Raw genomic sequence first — 19192 nt, forward strand, 5'->3', positions numbered from 1 at the left:
AAGGGAATCGCACGCATGAATCGCCTCACGAATCCGAGAGCAGGCCACCGCCTCTTCCGCGCAATGCTCTTTGCCACGCTCGCTGCCGCTGCATCGCCCTTGCTCCGCGCTGACCAGTGGACCGCGCCCACCAGGGAAGAGCTCTCCATGACGTCGATCCCGGAGGTCCCCGGCGCCGCGGCCGTCTATCTCAACAAGGAGGAGACCACGGAGGACAAGCTGCACGCCTGGAGCATCTACGTCCGGCTGAAGGTCCTCACCGAGAAGGGCAAGGACTACGCTAACGTCGAGCTCAAGTACGGCTCCAGTAACAGTGGCGGCGGCTACACCGTCGGCGACATCGCCGGCCGCACCATCCATCCCGACGGCACCATCATTCCCTTCACCGGCAAGCCGTACGAGAAACTCATCGAGAAGACCAAGGGCTACGAGGGTTACAAATACATGGCCAAGGTCTTCACCCTGCCCGACGTCGAGGTAGGCAGCATCATCGAGTACCGCTACTCCATCCGCTACGACGACAACTACTACATGTCGCCCGACTGGTACATCCAGTCCGAGCTCTTCCTCCGCAAGGGCCGCTACGTCTGGAAGCCCACCAGCGCGCAACTGGTCCATCGCAGCGCTGGCGGCCGCGAGCAACTCACCAGCGCCATCGGCTGGTTTCCCGTTCTTCCCGCCGGCGCCGAGGTGAAGCAGACACGCCTTCCCGCCACTGGCTTCGACCAGGGCCAGATCATCCTTGAGCTCAACGTGCATGACGTTCCTCCCGCGCCAAAGGAGGAGTACATGCCGCCGATCTCCGCCTTCACCTACCGCGTTCTCTTCTACTACTCGCCTTACCGCAGCGGCGAGGAATTCTGGAAGTCCGAAGGCAAGTTCTGGTCCAAGGACACCGACAAGTTCATCGGACCCGGAGCGAAGGTCACCGCCTCTGTTCACGAACTCACCGCACCCTCCGACACCGCCGACCAGAAGCTCCGCAAGCTCTACGCCGCGGTCATGCAGCTTGAGAACACCGACTTCACCCGCGAGCACGAGAAGGTCGAGGACAAGGCCGCCGGTCTTCGCGAGGTCCATAACACCGACGACATCCTCGAGCGCAAGCGCGGCTCCAGCGATCAGCTCGCCGAGCTCTTCATCGCCATGGCGCGTGCCGCCGGCATGAAGGCCTACGCCTTCGCCGTCACCAACCGCGACCGCAGCATCTTTACCAATGCCTACCTCAGCCTCGGCCAGCTCGACGACATCGTTGCTGTAGTCAACGTCGATGGCAAGGAACAGTACTTCGATCCCGGCTCGCGCTACTGCCCCTACGGCCATCTCGAGTGGAAGCACAGCTTTGCCGCCGGTCTTCGCCAGGTGGAGGGAGGCACCACAGTGACGGAGACGTCGGGCGAGCCCTACACCGCATCCCGCATCCAGCGTGTCGCCAACCTCACCATGGACGAGCACGGCGAGGTCACCGGCACCGTCAGGATGACCTACATGGGCGCTCCGGCCGTCATCTGGCGCCACCGTTCGCTCTCAGGCGACCAGGCCAGCCTCGAGCGTCAGCTTCGCACCTCCGTGGAGCATCTGCTCCCCGGCGGCATGGAGGTCCAGGTCGCCTCGATCGACAAGCTCACCAGCTACGAGGAGCCTCTCACCGTCACCTTCAACGTCAAGGGTCCAATCGGTGCTCCCACCGGGAAGCGTCTCCTCATCCCCGGCGATATCTTCGTCTCCAACGAGAAGGCCGCCTTCCCGCACGAGAAGCGCGAGATCCCCGTCTACTTCGACTACAACCACATGGTGCAGGACGCCGTGCGCATTCATTTACCCGCCAGCATCAAGGTGGAGTCGATGCCCACCGCAGAGAAGCAGCAGTTCGAGAAGTTCGCGCTTTACAACCTCACCACCGAGTCCGCGCCGGACTCCGTTACCGTCCGCCGCGACTTCGTGCTCGGCGAGTTCACCTTCCTCCAGAAGGAGTACCCCGGGCTGCGCGCCTTCTACAACAAGATGGAGACCAAGGATCAGGAGAGCGTCGTTCTCACCGCGTCGCCGGTTGCATCGGCTGTGAAGCCGGCTGGCTCCGCAAACTGAGCCTCACGCCGCCTGCCGGCTCAACCCCTGGCAGGCGGCACACCTTCACCGCCGCGTTGGCGTAGTCGCAGGCAAACGATGTGGCCGCGCCTCGCTCCAGCACAACCCACTCGGCACCCTCAGGCACCAGCGCAGCCAGCCGCTCCGCATCGCTCTCTTCACTCAGCCGCGCCTGCGCGCTCTGCCCGGCTGCCCATGCAGCAGTCAGTGACGGTGTAATCGCCGCCTCGCCGCCGTCCTTGGAGTAGTCCGGCAGCACGCTTCGTTCTGCGATCGCCCGGAAGCACTGCGCATCTTCACCCGCCTTCGTAATGTAGTCCGAGTCCAGCGCGAAGACTGCATTCACCGGTGTGCTCGCCCTGATCCACTCAAACGCCTGCACCCACGCATTCGCCGGTGGCTCCGCTCCCGACAACGAAGGCAACTCCAGGTGCGCCGACGCCGGGAACGTCTGCCGATCCACCGTCCACATTATCGCGGCAAGCAGGCCGAACACGCCTGCCCAGAGCAGCGTCCGCCGCCCCAGCCAGCGAGCCAGCGCGGCCCCCACAAACAGGATCATCACGATATACACCTGCTGAAAGATGCGCAGCGGCTGCAGCCGTGCCACGATATGCGTCGCCGATTCCGCGCGCGCGAACACGACGGCAATCACGATCGCGATCGAGCCCGTCACCAGCGCCATCAGCGTCAGAGCCGCCCGAGCACTGTCACCTCGCCCGCGCTCCTGCCACGCCGCTCCCGCCAGAATCGCCAGCGGAGCGGCCAGCCCGATCCACTCATACCATTGCCACTGGCTCAGGAACCAGTAGTACCGCGACATCGCCACGCCGTGATACGCCGCGCTCTCCGGCTGTGCCACCGTCTGTAGCACAGCCGCAACCATCACCGCCGCGCAGCAAAGCCCAAGCGCCACCGCCATTCGCACTCCGCGGCGCTCCGGCAGCGTCAGGCCCAGTGCCAACGCGCACCCAAACCCATACGCCGCCATCAGCGGATGCATCGCCGCCGCCACCGCAAACGCCACCATCGCCAGCGCGAGACGGCCCCACCGCCACCGTTCGCGCAACTGCACCGACCGTAGAAAATCGAGCACGCCCACCAGCGCCAGAAGCACGCACGGCGTCGAGATGCTTCGCGCCGTCACATACGGATCCATCAGCATCAGCGACGTCCCCGCAATCGACAGCGGCAGCCACGCCGCGAGCAGAACCACTGCGCCCACGCGCTCCCTCAGGCCGTCGAAGCACCGGCTGGCCAGCATCCAGCCCGCCGCCAGCGTCAGCCACGTACTCGCCAGGTAGATCGCCAGCAGGACCACCTCGAGCCGCATCCCCGAACATCGCACCACCGCTGCCACCGCCGGCGCAAAGAGCGAGAAGCGCAGATGCCCCAGCACAAACTCCGCGCCGTACGGATAGAGCGCAGGGTTCAGAACGCGCTTGATCCCCGCCATGTAGAGGCCGCCGTCTTCGGCAAACGGATGATAGCCATGTACCACAAGAGCCGCCGCGGTCAGCCCCGTTACAAGAAGCGCCGCAAATCTGCGCTCCTTCCTGCTGCGCTGCTCAGCGCTCTGTTCCTGGGGGATCCTGAGAGGGGAAAGGACCGATGTCGCCAAGTAACCTGTGCTCCTGCCGCCTTATCGCGGCCTCGTTGATGACCCGTTCACAAAACCGCTCGTCCCCAGGCACCCGGCAACGCGCGCGCGCTCAGAAAAATAAAGCGCTATATAAATAAGACGCCCCGAATGCTCGGGGAGTCTCTATCCTCCGCGAAGAATCGTGACGTTACAATAAAAAGGTTCATGCGTCCGCCTGTCTCACGACCCACTGCATCCTCGCCAGTCGCTACGCAGGTCGCGATGACCCAGCCTCGCCGCCGTAATCTCGTCAAAACCCTTCCCGGCCTCCTCGTAAGTGCCTTCTTTCTCTGGTACACCTTCCGCGGAATCTCCTTTGAACACATGCGCGCGCTGCGCATCGTTGCGCCTCTCTGGATCCTCGGCGTGCTCGGCTTCACCCTTGCCAGCTACACGCTCCGCTGCGTGCGCTGGACCCGTATGATGCGGCCCACCGGCGCGCCCTTTGCCACCTGTGCCCGCGTCCTGATGACCTCGCTTGCGGCCAACAACATCTTACCCTTCCGCATTGGCGACATCATGCGTGTCTTCACCTACGCGCGCGATCTCGGCGCCTCTCCCTCGGCCATCCTCTCCACCGTCATCCTCGAAAAGCTTCTGGACATCTTCGTTCTCGTCCTCCTCTTCGTCACCTTCATGGGCCCGAAAGTCAATCCGCACTCCCGCCTCGTCGCCGAGATACTGCTGGCCATCTCATCGGTCGGGCTGCTCGTCCTGCTTCTCGGAGCCCGCACGCTCGAGCCCGTCATCCGCAGATTTTTCGCCCGTCATCCTGGAGACCCGAACCTCGCCTCAAAGTTGCACAAGATCGAACATTGGCTGCTGCTCGCGCTTCATTGCATCCGCCAGATCGGCATCGCCGGCTCGCTCCTCCTGCTTATCCAGTCGTTCATCATCTGGACCTGCGAGGGCATGATCTTCGTCTCTGCCGCCCGTCTCATCGGGCTGGCCACCGATCGCATCGGCCCCTGGCAAGCCGTCTCCGTCGCCAACCTCTCCTACCTCATCCCCAGCTCGCCCGGAGCCATCGGAACCTTCGAGTGGGCCGTCAAGACCTCACTCGTCAGCCACGGCGCAGCCGAGCCGCGGGCCGCGCTCTACGGCCTTGCGCTCCACGCCTGGCTGCTCATCTCCGTCACCGGAGCCGGCGGCATCATCTTCCTCATCCACCGCATCCGCATCCACAACCGCACCCCGCTGCTCGAAGAGATCGAGACCCTCCCCGCCGAGATGCCGTAAGCCGCGGCTATCTTCCGTCCTCGTCACCGCCACAACTCTGGCATTTCGACCGGAGCACAGCGAAGTGGAGAAACCCGCTTCTCTACCCAGAAGGTCGTCGAACCCGCACCTCACGTAAACTGAAAACAAACCCAACCAAGCGGTGAATCCGAAGCATGTATCGCACAATTCAGCAGTCGCTCGTGGCCCGCATCCAGGCCATCCTTGCCCAGAAGTACGACATCACCCTCGCCACGCTCGCCGTCGAGCAGCCGCCCTCCATCGCCCTCGGCGAACTCGCACTTCCCGTCGCCTTTGAGCTCGCCAAGCGCCTCCGCAAGGCCCCCCGCGCCATCGCCGCCGAACTCGCTGCCGAGCTCTCCGCTGCACTCCCCGAAGGCATTGCCTCCGTCGAGGCCGCCGGCGCCGGCTACCTCAACGTCCGCTTCAACCGCGCCTACATCGCCGGCAGCGTCGCTCAGGACAAGCACGCCGATATCGGCGGCCCCGGCTTCCGCCTCGTCGAGCACACCAGCATCAATCCCAACAAGGCTGCACACATCGGCCACCTCCGCAACGCCATCCTCGGCGACACCTTCCAGCGCCTCCTCCGTCCCGACGCCTACAAACGCGGCTACGACGTCGGCGTCCAGAACTACATCGACAACACCGGAGTCCAGGTCGCCGACGTCGTCGTCGGCCTCATGCACCTCGAGCGCAAAGACCTCGCCGCAACCAAGCAACTCCTCGACGACCTCGCCGCCAAAGGCGAGCGCATCGACTTCTACTGCTGGGACCTCTACGCCCGCGTCTCCCAGTGGTACACCGCCGATGACTCCGCGCTCGCCGAGCGCAAGGCCCTGCGCCTCGCCACCCTCCACGCCGTAGAAGCAGGCGGCAACGAGATCGCACAGGTCGCCGACCTCATCGCCACCGCCGTCCTCCGCCGCCACCTCGAGACCATGCAGCGTCTCTCCATCGAGTACGACTTCCTTCCCCGCGAGAGCGAGATCCTGCACCTCCACTTCTGGGACGCCGCACGCCAACTCATGATCGACAAAGGCGTCCTCTACCTCGAGACCGAGGGCAAGAACAAAGGCTGCTGGGTCATGCGCCGCGCCCCCGTCAACGGAGCCGCAGATCCGGGTGCCCCACGTCTCGCTTCTGAGACGTGGGATACAAATGACGGCCCGGACGAAGACGCCAAGGTCATCATCCGCTCCAGCGGCACCATCACCTACGTCGGCAAGGACATCGCCTACCACCTCTGGAAGTTCGGCCTCCTGCCCGGCAAGGACTTCGGCTACAAAGAGTTCTACGAGTACTCCAGCCACACCTGCTGGATCTCCGCCGAGAGCGGCGAGACCCCGCACCCCAGCTTCGGCCACGCCGACGCCATCTATAACGTCATCGACTCGCGCCAGAACGACCCGCAGACCCAGGTCATCCAGGCCCTGCGCGGCATGGGCTTCACCGAGGCCGCCGACCGCTACACTCACTTCTCCTACGAGATGGTCGCCCTCACCCCACGCTGCGCCATCGAACTCGGCTACCCCATCAGCGAAGAGGACCAGAAGCGCCCCTACATCGAGGTCAGCGGCCGCAAGGGCTTCGGCGTCAAGGCAGACGATCTTCTCGACCGCCTCATCGCCGCAGCACGCGCCGAGGTCGACACCCGCCACCCCGACCTCTCCGATACCGACCGCGACACCATCGCCAAACAGATCGGCGTCGGTGCCCTGCGCTACTTCATGCTGCGCTACACGCGCAACACCGTCATCGCCTTCGACTTCAAAGACGCGCTCAGCTTCGAGGGCGAAACCGGTCCCTACGTCCAGTACGCCATCGTCCGCGCCGCCAACATCTTCCGTAAGGGCGAGACCTCCGCCGAGGCCGCACTCCAGGCCTTCGCCTCGCTCGATCTCTCAGGCATCCTCGAGGGCGAAGAGGGAACTACGCTCTGGGAGACCTGGTTGCTCGTCTCAAAGCTCACCCTGCTCATCGAGCAGGCCATCGCCACCTCCGAGCCCGCCTACCTCGCCAAGTACGCCTTCCAGCTAGCCCAGCAGTTCAACAACTTCTATCACCGCCACCACATCCTCCACGAGACCGACCCCACGCGCAAAGCCTTCTACTTCGCCACCGCCGCCGTAGCACAGCGCGAGATGATCCGCGCCCTCGGCTACCTCGGCATCGAAGCCCCCGAGCGCATGTAGTCATCTCTGGTCTTTTGCGTAAACACTACCCTCTGGAATACCCGGTTCGAGGGTGACTTGAATTTGCTTCGCGACAATGCTTCCAGATAGTCCATAGCAGGGCGCAAGCAAGATCTCGTAACCCTCGGGATTTCTCAGGATTTTCAGGTCAAAGATCACGTTCTGATGGTTGAAGTCATCAAGGTGAATCGTGACGATGTCATAGAGAAGAAAGCTGACAATGGCATGCTTCGTCCGCGAAGAAAAAGCATGGACCTTCAGAATCGAAGTTCCGACCCGGTTCAGTTCGAGGCTCACAATCTCGGCGTCGTGAAATGACGGCCACGCTCCAAACCAATCGATGACGTCTGCTGCACCGGGGAAGTTGTAAGAGATGGGCACCGATCTCCTGCTTCCTGAGTCTAGGCCTCATACCCCCGAACCCACTCAATAATCGACCGCACCGCGATCCCGCTCGGCCCCTTCGGCTGCCACGGCTTCACCTCTTCGATCCACGCGCAGCCCGCGATATCCAGATGCACCCACGGCGTCTCGTCCGCAAACTCCTTCAGGAACATTGCCGCCGAGATCGCACCGCCCCATCGCGTGCCGCCCGTGTTCATAATGTCTGCGATCTGGCTCTTGATCTGGTCCTTGTAGTCCTCGGTGCAGGGAAGCCGCCAGAACTTCTCCCCCGAAACCTTCATCGCGTTCAGAAACTTTTCAAACGCAGCCTCATCGTTCGAGAACAGCCCGGCGTTGATGATCCCCAGCGCCACCACGCACGCTCCCGTCAGCGTCGCCGCGTCGATCAGGTGCGTGCATCCCAGCGTCTTCGCGTAGTGCAGACCATCTGCCAGCACCAGCCGCCCCTCGGCGTCCGTGTTCAGAATCTCGATCGTCTTGCCCGACATCGACGTCACTACGTCGCCCGGCTTGTACGCCCGTCCGCTCGGCATGTTCTCCGCCGAGCACACCACGCCGATCACCTTCACCGCCGGCTTCAGCTGCGCGATCGCGCGCATCGCTCCGATCATCGCCGCTGCCCCGGCCATGTCGTACTTCATCTTCTCCATGCCGTCGGCCGGCTTGATCGAGATGCCGCCCGTATCAAACGTGATGCCCTTGCCCACCAGCCCCAGCACAGGAGCATCCTTCGCCAGCGTCTTTCCCTTCTCAAGCTTCGGCTGATACGTCATCACAATCAGCGCCGGCGCCTCGGCCGAGCCCTTCGCCACCGCGTGGAACGCCCCCATCCCCAGCTCCAGCAGCTTCTCCGTCGAATGAACCTCGCACTCCAGGCCCACCTCGGCGCACATCGCCGCCGCGCGCCTGCCCAACTCCGTCGGAGTCAGAACATTTCCCGGCTCGTTCACTAGCACGCGAGCAAAGTTCTGCGCCGCCGCAACGATCTGACCCTCTTCAAATCCCTTCTGAATCTCCTCCGTGGTCGAGGCCTCCGCATCCCGCGCAACTACCGTCAGCTCCTGCACGGAGACGTCCTTCCGCTCGCTCCGGTACGTGTCCCAATCCCTCTCGGCAAACGCCGCTCCCTCCACCAGTGCGCGACAAAGCAGCGTGCAGGGCAGGTTCTCCATGTGCTCGTCGTCCAGCGCGTGGTCCTCCGGAAACGCGATCGCCATCTCGCGCACGCCGCGCGGCTTGGCCGAGCGCACCGCCGTGCCCGCGCCCTTGCGCACCTCATCCACCGACAGCGTCTTCGCCTTGCCCAGCCCCACGATCAGCAGCCGTTGCGCCTTCAGCCCGTTCGGAGCATGCAGCAGAAGCTGTTCTCCCAGCACGGCCTTGAACTCGCCCGTCGCCAGCGCTGTCGCTGCCGCGTTGCTTACTGCGTCCGATGTGGTCAGCAGAGCCACCAGCGGATCGGCGTCCTTGCCCGTCGCAATGTCCACCGCAAACACTGCGAGCATCGGCGTGGCGAAGCCCGCCGCATCCTGAAACACCAGCTTCATATCCATGGCAATATCCTAGCGCGAGCGGCTCGCTGCCTCCTACATCAGAAGCATCAAAAACGAGTCAAAAACACGCGCCTCGTCTCAAAGGATAGAACAGACGCTCCGGCTGCACCGCCGACTTCTCATCTTTCTTACAAAGAAAGAGTATTTTCTATCGCCGCTGGCCGCGCGCCATCGCCGCCCGCGCTTCCTTGTCGGCCTCGCGCCGACGCTCCGTCTCGCGCTTGTCCCAGTCCTGCTTGCCCTTGGCCAGCGCCAGCTCGCACTTCACCCGTCCATTGCGAAAGTAGAGCCGCGTCGGAATCAGCGTGAACCCCTTCTGCCGCGTCAGCCCCTCCAGCTTGCGCAACTCCTGCTTGTGCAGCAGCAGCTTCCGCGTCCGCAGTGAGTCGTGATTCATCGCGTTCCCATGCGAGAAAGGTCCAATATGCGCGTTCAGCAGAAAGCACTCGCCATCCTTCAGCAGCCCGTAGGAGTCCTTCAGGTTCGCCTTGCCCTCGCGGATCGACTTCACCTCGGTCCCCCGCAGTGCCACTCCCGCCTCAAACCGGTCGGTCAGGAAGTAATTGTGGCTCGCCGCCCTGTTCACGGCAGCGTCGCGCGCTCCCGCCGCCACAGGATCGCGGTCCTTCGGCTTTGCAGCAGTCGCCTTCGGCTGGTAGGCCGCAGTCGGATTGGAGAGGGAACGAGGCATGAATCTTCTACTTTAACATGTCCACATGCGCCGTCAGCCATCGAAGAAGCCCACCGCGGCATAACACAATTGTGGCAAGCCGCTCTTGCTCACACCACCTCACGCATGCGATCTCCGCACGTCTAACTACTGTCCGTACGACTAACCCCTGCAATATCTGAATGACTCAAAAGTCACACCTGCCAGACAGAAGGAATTCTTAGGCCCGAATGCTATACTCACCGGAGCGCAACAGCCTGGCAGGCACCGCCCCCGCAGGCAGCGTCCTCCCCTTCAGCAACACTGGGGCAGGCGTGTACTCCGGCAAACGCCACACTCTTAACGGTGTAAAGGACGCAGACAGACGTAGAATGGGTCGCGGCAAGAACGTAGTCCTCGCAAAGCTCCAGACACGCGCCGCTCAGGCGCTCCCGGCACTGCTGCTTTTGATTCTGGTCGCCGGCGCCGCAACGCACGCTCACGCGCAGTCGGCCAAATCTTGGTACAAGAAAGGCCAGGACGCCGAGCTCCATCAGAACTGGGACACCGCCTTCGAGGCCTATCGTCAGGCCACCCTCAAGGATCCCAAGGACCTCCGCTATAGGGCCCACTTCGAGACCACGCGCTTCCAGGCATCCATCTCACACGTCGACCGCGGCCGCCTGCTCCGCCAGAACGGCGACCTCCAGGGTGCACTGACTGAGTTCAAACGCGCCCTCGAGATCGATGGCGGCAACCAGACTGCCCAGCAGGAGATCGATCAGGTCGATCAGCAGCTCAAAGCTCCTTCATCTGTCCTGGCGCCTCCGGGCATGCAGCAGATGTCCGGCCAGGAGGAAGCCCTCAAGAGCATCACCTCCGTCGCCAGCCCCATCGAGCTCAAGCCCGTCTCCAACGAGCCCATCACGCTTCACATGGTCGAGGACGTCAAAAACATCTACATGGCCATCGGCAAGGCCGCCGGACTCAACGTCATCTTCGATCCCGACTACACCTCCAAGCGCATCCCCGTCGATCTCACCAACGTCTCGCTCGCCGATGCCCTGCGTATCGTCGGTATTGAAGCCGGAACCTTCTACAAGCCCGTCACCCCTAACACCATCTTCGTCGCGCAGAACAACCGCACCAAGCGCACCGACCTCGATCAACTCGCCGTCCAGACCTTCTACCTTACCAACGCCGCCCAGCAGCAGGACGCCAACGAGGTGCTCACCGCGATTCGCAACCTCATGGACCCGAGCATGAAGATCACGCTCGTTCCCAGCCAGAACGCCATCATCATCCGCGGTACCACTGACCAGCTCCTCCTCGCCCAGAAGCTCATCAACGACCTCGACCGCGCCCGTCCTGAGGTCGTCGTCGATGTCGCCATCCTCCAGGTCAATCGCGACAAGCTGCGCAACCTCGGCATCACCCTGCCGCAGTCCATCACCGTCACCCCGCAGGCCTCGCCCAGCAGCACCTCCGGGGGCTCCGGCTCCACTCCAACCAACGGCACCACCACCACCACCACCACGTCCTCCAACTTCACCCTCAACACCCTGGCGAACCTGAACGCCACCAACTTCGCCGTCAGCATTCCTCCTGCCACGCTCAACGCTCTGCTCACCTCCTCCGATACGCGCATCCTGCAGAACCCCCGCATCCGCGCCACCGACGGCCAGCGCGCCAATCTCAAGATCGGCCAGCGCATCCCCGTAGCCACCGGCTCCTACAACGCCGGCGTCTCCACCGGCGTAGCCAGCATCGGCGTTCAGACCCAGTTCACCTACCTCGACGTCGGCGTCACTATCGACATCACCCCGACCGTCCACTACGACCGTCAGGTCACCCTCAAGGCCAAGATGGAGGTCTCCTCCCAGCAGGGCTCCGTCACCATCTCCGGCGTCACCGAGCCCATCATCGGCCAGAACGTCGTCGAGCAGGTCATTCAGCTCAAGGAAGGCGAGCCCAGCATCCTTGCCGGCCTCGTCACCAAGCAGGACAGCCGCAGCTCCTCCGGCACCCCTGGCCTCGGCGAGATCCCCTTCTTCAAATACTTCTTCGCCTCCAACTCCCGTGACGTCCAGGAAAACGAGATCGTCTTCCTGCTCATCCCGCACATCGTCCGCGAGTCCGTCCTCTCCCGCCTCAACACCCGCGCCATCGACACCGGTACCGGCCAGTCCATCGAGCTTCGCCGCGACGGCACACTCGCAGACCAGCTCAGCGATCTGAACCCTGCCCGTACGCCGCAGATCGGCCAGCCTACCTCGGCCGCCAACGCCGCCTCCGCTGCCGTCGAGCAGATGAAGCAGCAGGCCGCGCCGCCCACCCCACCCGCACCGGGAACGACACCCACTCCAACGCCGGCCCAGCCCCAGACTCAGGCACCGCCCAGCTCGCCCATCAGCCTCTCCGTCGCTCCTCCTGCCGGCAACCAGGCCGTCGGCAGCACCTTCCAGGTCGCGATCCGGGCAACGAACGCAAGCGATCTCTACTCCGTGCCGATGCAGCTCCAGTACAACCCCGCCGTCCTCCAGCTCGTCAATGTGGACGCCGGTGACCTGCTGGCGCGTGACGGACAAGCCGTCTCCATCGTCCATAGAGACGAGGGCAACGGCCTGGTGACCATCTCCACCTCGCGTCCGCCCAACGTCGCCGGCGTCACCGGGCAGGGAAGCGTCGCCACCCTGACCTTCAAGGCCGTCGCCGCGGGCGACTCGAACCTCGCCCTCGTCAAGGTGGGTGCGCGCAACAGCACCCAGGCCAATCTTCCGGCCGTCGGTTCGCAGGCCGTGGTGCATGTCAAGTGATCGCGTTGAACAACTCGACACAAGCCCGGGTGCCCCAGGTCTCGCTTTTGAGACCTGGGTTCATTCGAGCCAAGCTCGAAACGTTTTGCTTAAGGGCACGGCTTCAGCCGAGCCATAACAGCTCGAAGGGGAAAGGGGCTTTAGCCCCTGAGGTCCTCTTCTCTGCCGGCCCCCGGTCTCACATCACCAACCGCGAAGCCGGCCTCACGCTCGTCGAACTCATCATCACCGTCGCGATCCTCTCCATCCTCGCCACCGCCGCCGTCCCCATCGCCCGCTTCCAGGCCCGCCGCGAAAAGGAGCGAGAGCTCCGCCGCGACCTCTGGGAACTGCGCGCCGCCATCGATCGCTACAAGGACGCCGCCGACAAGGGAGCCTTTCAGGTCAAGGCCGACTCCCTCGGCTACCCGCCCGACCTCCAGACCCTCGTCGATGGCGTCGACGTACAGGGCAAGAAAGTCCGCTTCCTCCGCCGCATCCCCGTCGATCCCATGACCGGAACCAATGAGTGGGGCCTCCGCTCCAACCAGGACGACCCCGACTCCGACTCCTTCGGCGGCCAGAACGTCTTCGACGTCCACTCCAAGAGCCAGGGCACCGCCCTCGACGGAACAAAATACTCCACATGGTGAACCTCTCCCCATTCCGCCCTCTCCCAAACCTCCGTCATTTCGACCGGAGTGGCGAAGCCGTGGAGCGGAGCAACCCCTGTATTTCGTCCCAGGATGCCGGGAGCCCAATCCTTCGCGGGGACAGGCCTGAAAACAAGGAACGCGGCTTCACCCTCATCGAGCTGATGATCGTCATGGTCATCATCGGACTCCTCGCCGCCATCGCCGTCCCAATGTACGTTCAGAGCGTCCGTCACGCCAAAGAGGCCGTCCTCAAAGAGGACCTCCGCACCATGCGCTCCGCCATCGACGCCTACACCGTCGACAAGCAGAAAGCCCCTCAGACCCTCGAAGACCTCGTCCAGGCCGGCTATATCAAGTCCATGCCCAAAGACCCGTTCACGAACCGCACGGACACCTGGATCCCCGCCCAGGACGACACTCTCCAGACTCTCGACCAGACCGAGTCCGGTATCAACGACGTCCACTCCGGAGCCCAAGGAGCCGCCTCCGACGGAACCTCCTACTCCACCTGGTAAGCATTCGCTCCTGTAAAAAGATCGTCATCTCCGACCCGAGCGTAAGAGTCAAAATCGCCGTTTCGACTGCAGCATAACCCCAAAACCTGCCATTTCGACGGAGGGCGAAGCGGGGTGAGAAACCTGCTTTTCAAGCCCACATTCCCCAACCCATCCATTCCACACCACAACAAAAAGGCGCATACTACGTCTAACAGAGCGCCGAGCTGCGTCCGTCGCACTGGAAAGCAGCTCCCTTAGGAGACTCCCTATGCGTCCCGCAACTCGAATCAGTCTGGCCGCCATACTCTCGCTCTCCGTAGTCTCCTGGGCGCAGTCCCCAACCCCCACGTCTCCGCAGTCCACTCCTCCCGGCTCACCCCAGACTGCCCCGCAAAGCACCCAGCCCTCGAGCCCGATGCCTCCCACCCCTCCCGGCGCCGAGAAGCCCATCCCCGGCTCTCCCACCGCTACCCCTGAGGAGAGCAAGGCCGCCAAAGATACCGCCGCGAAGAAGACCGACTCGCTCCCGTCCCCCGGCGAGAACCTCGACCCCAACATCAAGAAGGGCAGTCTAGACGACGTCAACGCTGTCGGAACCCGCAACGTCGGCGGCCGCGGACTCGGCAACTGGTACTCCATCGACTCCGAGGTCCGCATGGGCAAGGGCTACGCCATGGAGATCGAGAAGTCCGCCCACATGGTCACCGACCCCGTCATCAACGAGTACGTCAACCGCGTCGGCCAGAACATCGTTAAGAACTCCGACTGCAAGGTCCCCTTCACCATCAAGGTCATCGACTCCGACGAGATCAACGCCATGGCCCTGCCCGGTGGCTTCTTCTACGTCAACTCCGGCCTCATTCTGGCTGCTGACGAAGAGGCTGAACTCGCCGGTGTCATGGCGCACGAGACCGCCCACGTCTGCGCCCACCACGCCGCCCGCCAGATGACCAAGATGAACTACGCGCAGATCGGCTCCATCCCGCTCATCATCTTCACCTCGGGAACCTGGACCGGCTATGGCATCTACGAGGCCACTCAGCTCGCCATCCCCATCGCCTTCCTCAAGTTCGCCCGCGGCGACGAGGCCGAGGCCGACTGGCTCGGTCTCCAGTACATGTACAAGTCCGGCTACGATCCCCAGGCCTTCATCCAGTTCTTTGAGAAGATCGACGCTCTCGAGAAGCACAAGCCCGGCACTCTCGCCAAGGTCTTCGCCGACCACCCGCAGACACCTGACCGCATCGCCCGCTCTGAGGAAGAGATCGCCACCATCATGCCCGCTCGGCCCGACTACATCGTCTCGACCAGCGAGTTCGACGACATCAAGGCCCGCCTCGCCCGCCTCGAGAACAAGCGCAAGCTCAACGACAAGAAGGACGGCTCGAAGCCCACCCTCCGTCGCACCGGCGCCAGCACCAGCGATCCCAACGACCCCACCGCGCCACCCTCCAGCACCGACGACCGCCCAACCCTCGGCCGCCGCTGATCCATTACTCTCTGTAACCAATAGAATGGCCGCGATCGAGACCTCTCGTCGCGGCCATTCTGTTGGTTACTCTTGAGTCGCCCATCTTTATGACTTACTTAGGAAATCCGGCATAGTATCCTCTGCTGGTATCGGGGCCATCGAAAGGTATGGCCAGGAACGTATGCCGTTTTGGAAACTGCTGGTCTCTCTCATGGTTACTCTGCTTCTGTACTGCGGCATGGTAACCGCCTTCCATTTACTCAATTTGCCGAGTGATCGAGCTGTTCTGGGAGGTCTGTGCCTGCTGCTTCTCATCGCAGCAGGTGGGTTCGTTGTGTTCAGAAAGGTCTGGAGACTCTGATGACTCTCTTTCGTGAATTCCCGGGCAACGGCCCCACCATCGACTTGCAAAATCCAAACCTCTCCAAACGTCTCAGGTTTGGTGCTGTGTTGGTCGCCGTCGTTATCGCCTGTCTTATTCTCTTCAACTACGTCGTCTCCATCACGCGCATCGGCGCAGGATACGTCGGCGTAGAGGTCGTTCTCAGCGGCTCGCAGCGCGGCCCCGCGGAGATTCCTATCCGCACCGGCTGGGTCGTCTACAGCCCCCTTCACAGTCAGATCATCGAGTTTCCCACCTTCGTGCAAACCGTAAAGTGGACTCGCGACCTCAGCGAGGGCCGCGCCACCAACGAGGAGATGAGCTTCAACTCCAAGGAAGGCATGGAGATCTACACCGACGTTTCGCTCAGCTACGCCATCGACCCCACGCGTGTGCCCGACTTCTACGTGAAGTATCGCGTCAACGACCTCTCTCTCTTTACCCACGGCATCCTGCGAGACGTGGTTCGCAACTCACTCAACGAGGTCGCCTCCACGTACAGCGTGGAACAGATCTACGGCGAGCAGAAGACCGAGTTCCTCACCCGCGTCCAGGCTCTCATCCAGAAGCGCATGGAGGCCGTCGGCGTCGGCATCCAGCAGTTCGGCTTCATCGGAGCGCCCCGCGTTCCCGCCGTCATCGCAGCGGCCATCACCGCCAAGGCCCAGGCCATACAGGACGCCGAGCGTGCCCGTAACGAACTCGCCAAGACTCAGGCCGAAGCCGCCAAGACCGTCGCCGAGGCCGACGGCGAGGCGAAGGCCGCCGTCACCCGCGCCAACGGCGAGGCTGAAGCTAACCGTATCCGGCAGTCCTCGCTCACGCCGCAGCTCCTCGAGCTGCGCAAGATCGAGAACCAGAAGGCTCTCATCGAACGCTGGAATGGTCAGCTTCCCACAGTCCAGTCCGGCACAGGCGGCCTCCTCATGGAGCTGCCTAAGATGCAGTGACCATCCACAACAGAGGGGCCTGTCCCCAGGCCCCCTCATTCTCTCTTCACCAGTCCTGGCCGCTGCAACGGAACGCCGCCTGGAGTTACGACTCCACGGCGTGCTTCACCATCGCCGCAAACGAGTGCCACGCCTGCGTCATCCCAATCGGCACCGCCAGCGCATTCACCACGAACGTCAGCGGAGCCGCCCACATCGTCGACCGGTGAATCCTGCGCAGCGAAACCAGGTCATAGACGATCAATAGCAGCACCAGAATGCCCAGCCCGGTCAACGCACCGGCAGCCGGCGGAAACCCCATCCTTCCCACGGAAACCGCCCAAACGCCGCCTCCACCAACCCTGCCGTCGCCAGCAGAATAAGCCGCTTATGCGCATCCGGCCTCCTCCGCGCCCGCCACGAGGCGTAGATCACAATCACAAACCCGATAATCCCGATCGTCGGTATGGCAAAAGAGACCGCAGGATCGAGCGGCCCGATCTGCACCCCGCGCTTCAGCGCGTCCACCGCCGCAATCACACCCAGCACAATCATGATGGGCGGCAGGCAGAACGCCACCGTCCCCAGCGAGCGGTGCCACTTCACCCGGTGCGCCGAGATCAGCGCCGCCTGCACCGTGAACAGCAGCATCCACAGCGTGAACACCGCGCCGTGAACATGCAGAATCGGGCTCGGCAGCGGAGCCTGCAGCATGCCCGCCTGGAAGTACGTCGGGGAAAAACCAATAGAGACGCACACGCACATCAAAACGGCCATGCCGCTGAAGAACATTCGTTCCAAAGTGCGATTGACCGGCCTCGAGACAGGACCGCGCGACGCAGGCGTAACAACGGCATCTGTAGCCATAGAACTCTCCTTCAAAGCATCGATAAGCTTCCAAACGTGCCGGAGGGGAGTTTGCCGGATGCCGCAAGATAATATGCAACCGGCACGCTCACAATAAGGCTCTGCCGTGCTCAGCCGCGGCCGCCGCAATTCGATGACTCGGCCAGGAGCCGCCATCATCAACCGCGCCCTCACACCATTGGCCCACGCTTACGAGCCGTCAAGCGCAAATCCATCACTTTTTGGCAAACGACCGCACCAGCACAACCATATTCCAGACATCTTCATCCTTTGCGCGCCCAACCTCCTCGGGCGGCATCTGGCCTCTGCCATGCCTGATGATGTAGAACAGTTCTCCGTCGGTCAGGTCTTTCAGAGCCGCCGGATCCGTGTAGTCCTTCATCTTGAGCTTCAAGTCGGCAACGACGTCGCCTTTACCGTCGCCCTTTTCTCCATGACAAATGGCACAGTCGTAGCCATAAATCTTCTTGGCCTTGGCCAACGTCTCAGGCGTCGGTTTGACCGGATTCACCATGCGGGCCGCTTCAGCGGGAATAGCTGTCGAGGACGGCGCAGGGGCCGGTTGTTGTAGCGAAGATGCGAGAAGACATAGTGTGCAGCAGAAAAAGAGCTTCAACATGTGAGCTTCCTATTTCTATTTGCCGAGCGAAATCCTATGCCTCCGCCGCCAAATGGGGAAGCTTTATCTTTCTGCGGCATGAATCTTTGCCTTTGCCCGGAATGCTCGTCTCGCCGCCCAAACCAATCGCCTGACCCGATAAAATATCCCCATGCCCAAGAAGGACAAAGCCCCTAAAAAGACCACCGGCTACACCGACACTCACGCCGCCGCCGGCCTCTCCACCAAATTCCCCGAGATCGAAACCTGGCCCAACCAGTTCCCGGCCTACGAGATCCTCATCGACGACCCCGAGTTCACCTCCGTCTGCCCCAAGACCGGCCTGCCCGACTTCGGCCGCCTCACCATCCGCTACATGCCACGCAAGCGCTGCATGGAACTCAAGTCCCTCAAGGAGTACCTCTTTACGTACCGCAACCTCGGCATCTTCCAGGAGAACATCGCCAACCAGGTCCTCAACGACGTTGTCAAAGCCACCGACCCCGTCTGGGCTCACGTCGTCGGCGACTTCCGCCCCCGCGGCGGCATCTCCACCATCGTCGAGGCCTTCTACCCTCGCCCCAAAAACTCAAAAGGTCCCCGCTAGCGCAATTTTTATTTGAACTCCGCACAGGTCGAGAGCAAACTGGCAGAGCTTGTCTCCAACCCTGTTGCGGAGGATCGTCTGTGACTGCTCTGAACCGCTGCCTTGCTCCCGCCGCCCTGTCTCTCTTTGTCGCCACGGCCCTCTGCCAGATGGTCGGCCACCCCAACCTCCCCTACACCGCGACGAAGAAGGAGACCTTCGTCCAGAAGCTCGCCGACGGAAGCACCATCACCCGCGTCAACACGAAAACCGAAGCCCGCGACTCGCAGGGCAGAACCATGCAGACGAGCTCTCCCGGTATCTTCGGCCCACAGGGGGTCAAGATAACCACCACCTTCGTGACAGACCCCGTCGCCCACACCCACACCGTATGGATGACACCCGGCAAGGATGCCAATCGCACCCACATGCCCGATCTCGCCGCCATGCGAGCTCGCGGACAGACGACGGCCTCCATGGGCTCCGGAAGCTTCCTCATCGGAGGGATCTCATCCTCTGTCATCGCCTCCGGCGCGCCTTCGCCGGGCTTCGCAGCCATGACCTCGGGAGTCGCTGCCCCAAACACCGCAGATCCCAACCTCAAACCCCAGATGCACACCGAAAAACTACCCGGCAAGAC

The 19192-nt window shown here is 62.8% G+C and carries 17 protein-coding genes; 10 read left to right on the forward strand and 7 right to left on the reverse strand.

Features of this window, described 5'->3' with window-relative positions; all coding sequences use genetic code 11:
• The first annotated feature begins 15 nt into the window (after positions 1 to 15).
• On the forward strand, positions 16 to 2088 hold the full coding sequence (locus tag Q363_RS33810; protein WP_084081024.1) for a DUF3857 domain-containing protein: 2073 nt from the start codon (positions 16 to 18) through the stop codon (positions 2086 to 2088).
• Here Q363_RS33810 and Q363_RS37285 read toward each other — a convergent pair.
• Positions 2036 to 3709: a hypothetical protein gene (locus Q363_RS37285; RefSeq protein ID WP_051979713.1), complete on the reverse strand. Its 1674-nt coding sequence runs from the start codon at positions 3707 to 3709 to the stop codon at positions 2036 to 2038. The two genes, Q363_RS33810 and Q363_RS37285, sit on opposite strands and share 53 nt — an antisense overlap.
• A gap of 243 nt (positions 3710 to 3952) precedes the next feature.
• Between Q363_RS37285 and Q363_RS33825 the strand changes: the two genes are divergently transcribed.
• Together Q363_RS33825 and Q363_RS33830 are read left to right on the forward strand one after the other, a co-directional pair.
• Positions 3953 to 4969, forward strand: a complete 1017-nt coding sequence (locus tag Q363_RS33825) for a lysylphosphatidylglycerol synthase transmembrane domain-containing protein (protein ID WP_035359314.1) — start codon at positions 3953 to 3955, stop codon at positions 4967 to 4969.
• Between the two features lie 155 nt (positions 4970 to 5124).
• Positions 5125 to 7164 carry an arginine--tRNA ligase gene (locus Q363_RS33830; protein WP_035359316.1) on the forward strand — a complete coding sequence of 680 codons (2040 nt, stop codon included), beginning with the start codon at positions 5125 to 5127 and terminating at the stop codon, positions 7162 to 7164.
• Here Q363_RS33830 and Q363_RS33835 read toward each other — a convergent pair whose 3' ends face one another.
• The 3 genes from Q363_RS33835 to smpB all read right to left on the reverse strand — a co-directional run bounded on the left by Q363_RS33835 (position 7165) and on the right by smpB (position 9813).
• Positions 7165 to 7545 (reverse strand): Imm50 family immunity protein, encoded by a 381-nt coding sequence (locus Q363_RS33835; RefSeq protein WP_051979715.1) that lies wholly within the window; start codon positions 7543 to 7545, stop codon positions 7165 to 7167.
• A 20-nt stretch (positions 7546 to 7565) separates the two neighbouring features.
• A complete protein-coding gene (locus tag Q363_RS33840; protein ID WP_035359318.1) occupies positions 7566 to 9122 on the reverse strand; it encodes a leucyl aminopeptidase in 1557 nt (518 codons plus the stop codon).
• A gap of 148 nt (positions 9123 to 9270) precedes the next feature.
• A complete protein-coding gene (smpB, locus tag Q363_RS33845; RefSeq protein WP_035359320.1) occupies positions 9271 to 9813 on the reverse strand; it encodes an SsrA-binding protein SmpB in 543 nt (180 codons plus the stop codon).
• A gap of 209 nt (positions 9814 to 10022) precedes the next feature.
• On the opposite strand from smpB, the gene Q363_RS33850 reads away from it, so the two are divergent.
• The 5 genes from Q363_RS33850 to Q363_RS33875 all read left to right on the forward strand — a co-directional run bounded on the left by Q363_RS33850 (position 10023) and on the right by Q363_RS33875 (position 16522).
• Entirely contained in the window at positions 10023 to 12587 is a 2565-nt protein-coding gene (locus Q363_RS33850) for a cohesin domain-containing protein (protein WP_035359322.1), read from the forward strand.
• 5 nt (positions 12588 to 12592) lie between these two features.
• Positions 12593 to 13219, forward strand: a complete 627-nt coding sequence (locus Q363_RS33855) for a type II secretion system protein (RefSeq protein WP_342667486.1) — start codon at positions 12593 to 12595, stop codon at positions 13217 to 13219.
• The gene (locus Q363_RS33860; RefSeq protein ID WP_084081025.1) at positions 13213 to 13737 is read left to right on the forward strand and encodes a type II secretion system protein; all 525 of its coding nucleotides are present in this window, start codon (positions 13213 to 13215) and stop codon (positions 13735 to 13737) included. The genes Q363_RS33855 and Q363_RS33860 overlap by 7 nt, the downstream gene beginning before the upstream one ends.
• 250 nt (positions 13738 to 13987) lie before the next feature.
• Positions 13988 to 15208: a M48 family metallopeptidase gene (locus Q363_RS33865; RefSeq protein WP_035359323.1), complete on the forward strand. Its 1221-nt coding sequence runs from the start codon at positions 13988 to 13990 to the stop codon at positions 15206 to 15208.
• Between the two features lie 342 nt (positions 15209 to 15550).
• A complete protein-coding gene (locus Q363_RS33875) occupies positions 15551 to 16522 on the forward strand; it encodes an SPFH domain-containing protein (RefSeq protein WP_035359328.1) in 972 nt (323 codons plus the stop codon).
• A gap of 85 nt (positions 16523 to 16607) precedes the next feature.
• Here the strand turns inward: Q363_RS33875 and Q363_RS45175 are convergent, their stop codons facing one another.
• From Q363_RS45175 to Q363_RS37290, 3 genes are all read right to left on the reverse strand, one after another.
• Positions 16608 to 16823, reverse strand: coding sequence for a hypothetical protein (locus tag Q363_RS45175; RefSeq protein ID WP_245632653.1), 216 nt, complete (start codon positions 16821 to 16823; stop codon positions 16608 to 16610).
• Positions 16793 to 17368, reverse strand: a complete 576-nt coding sequence (locus tag Q363_RS33880) for a hypothetical protein (protein WP_245632654.1) — start codon at positions 17366 to 17368, stop codon at positions 16793 to 16795. The genes Q363_RS45175 and Q363_RS33880 overlap by 31 nt, the downstream gene beginning before the upstream one ends.
• Before the next feature lie 214 nt (positions 17369 to 17582).
• Complete coding sequence (locus Q363_RS37290) at positions 17583 to 17987, reverse strand: c-type cytochrome (RefSeq protein WP_084081026.1); 405 nt, start codon at positions 17985 to 17987, stop codon at positions 17583 to 17585.
• Positions 17988 to 18138: 151 nt separating this feature from the next.
• On the opposite strand from Q363_RS37290, the gene queF reads away from it, so the two are divergent.
• Positions 18139 to 18573, forward strand: a complete 435-nt coding sequence (gene queF, locus Q363_RS33890) for a preQ(1) synthase (protein ID WP_035359329.1) — start codon at positions 18139 to 18141, stop codon at positions 18571 to 18573.
• A gap of 80 nt (positions 18574 to 18653) precedes the next feature.
• A partial coding sequence (locus Q363_RS42555; RefSeq protein WP_035359330.1) for a hypothetical protein occupies positions 18654 to 19192 on the forward strand: 539 nt, incomplete at its 3' end.

It is taken from the genome of Edaphobacter aggregans DSM 19364, assembly GCF_000745965.1.
GTDB lineage: Bacteria > Acidobacteriota > Terriglobia > Terriglobales > Acidobacteriaceae > Edaphobacter > Edaphobacter aggregans.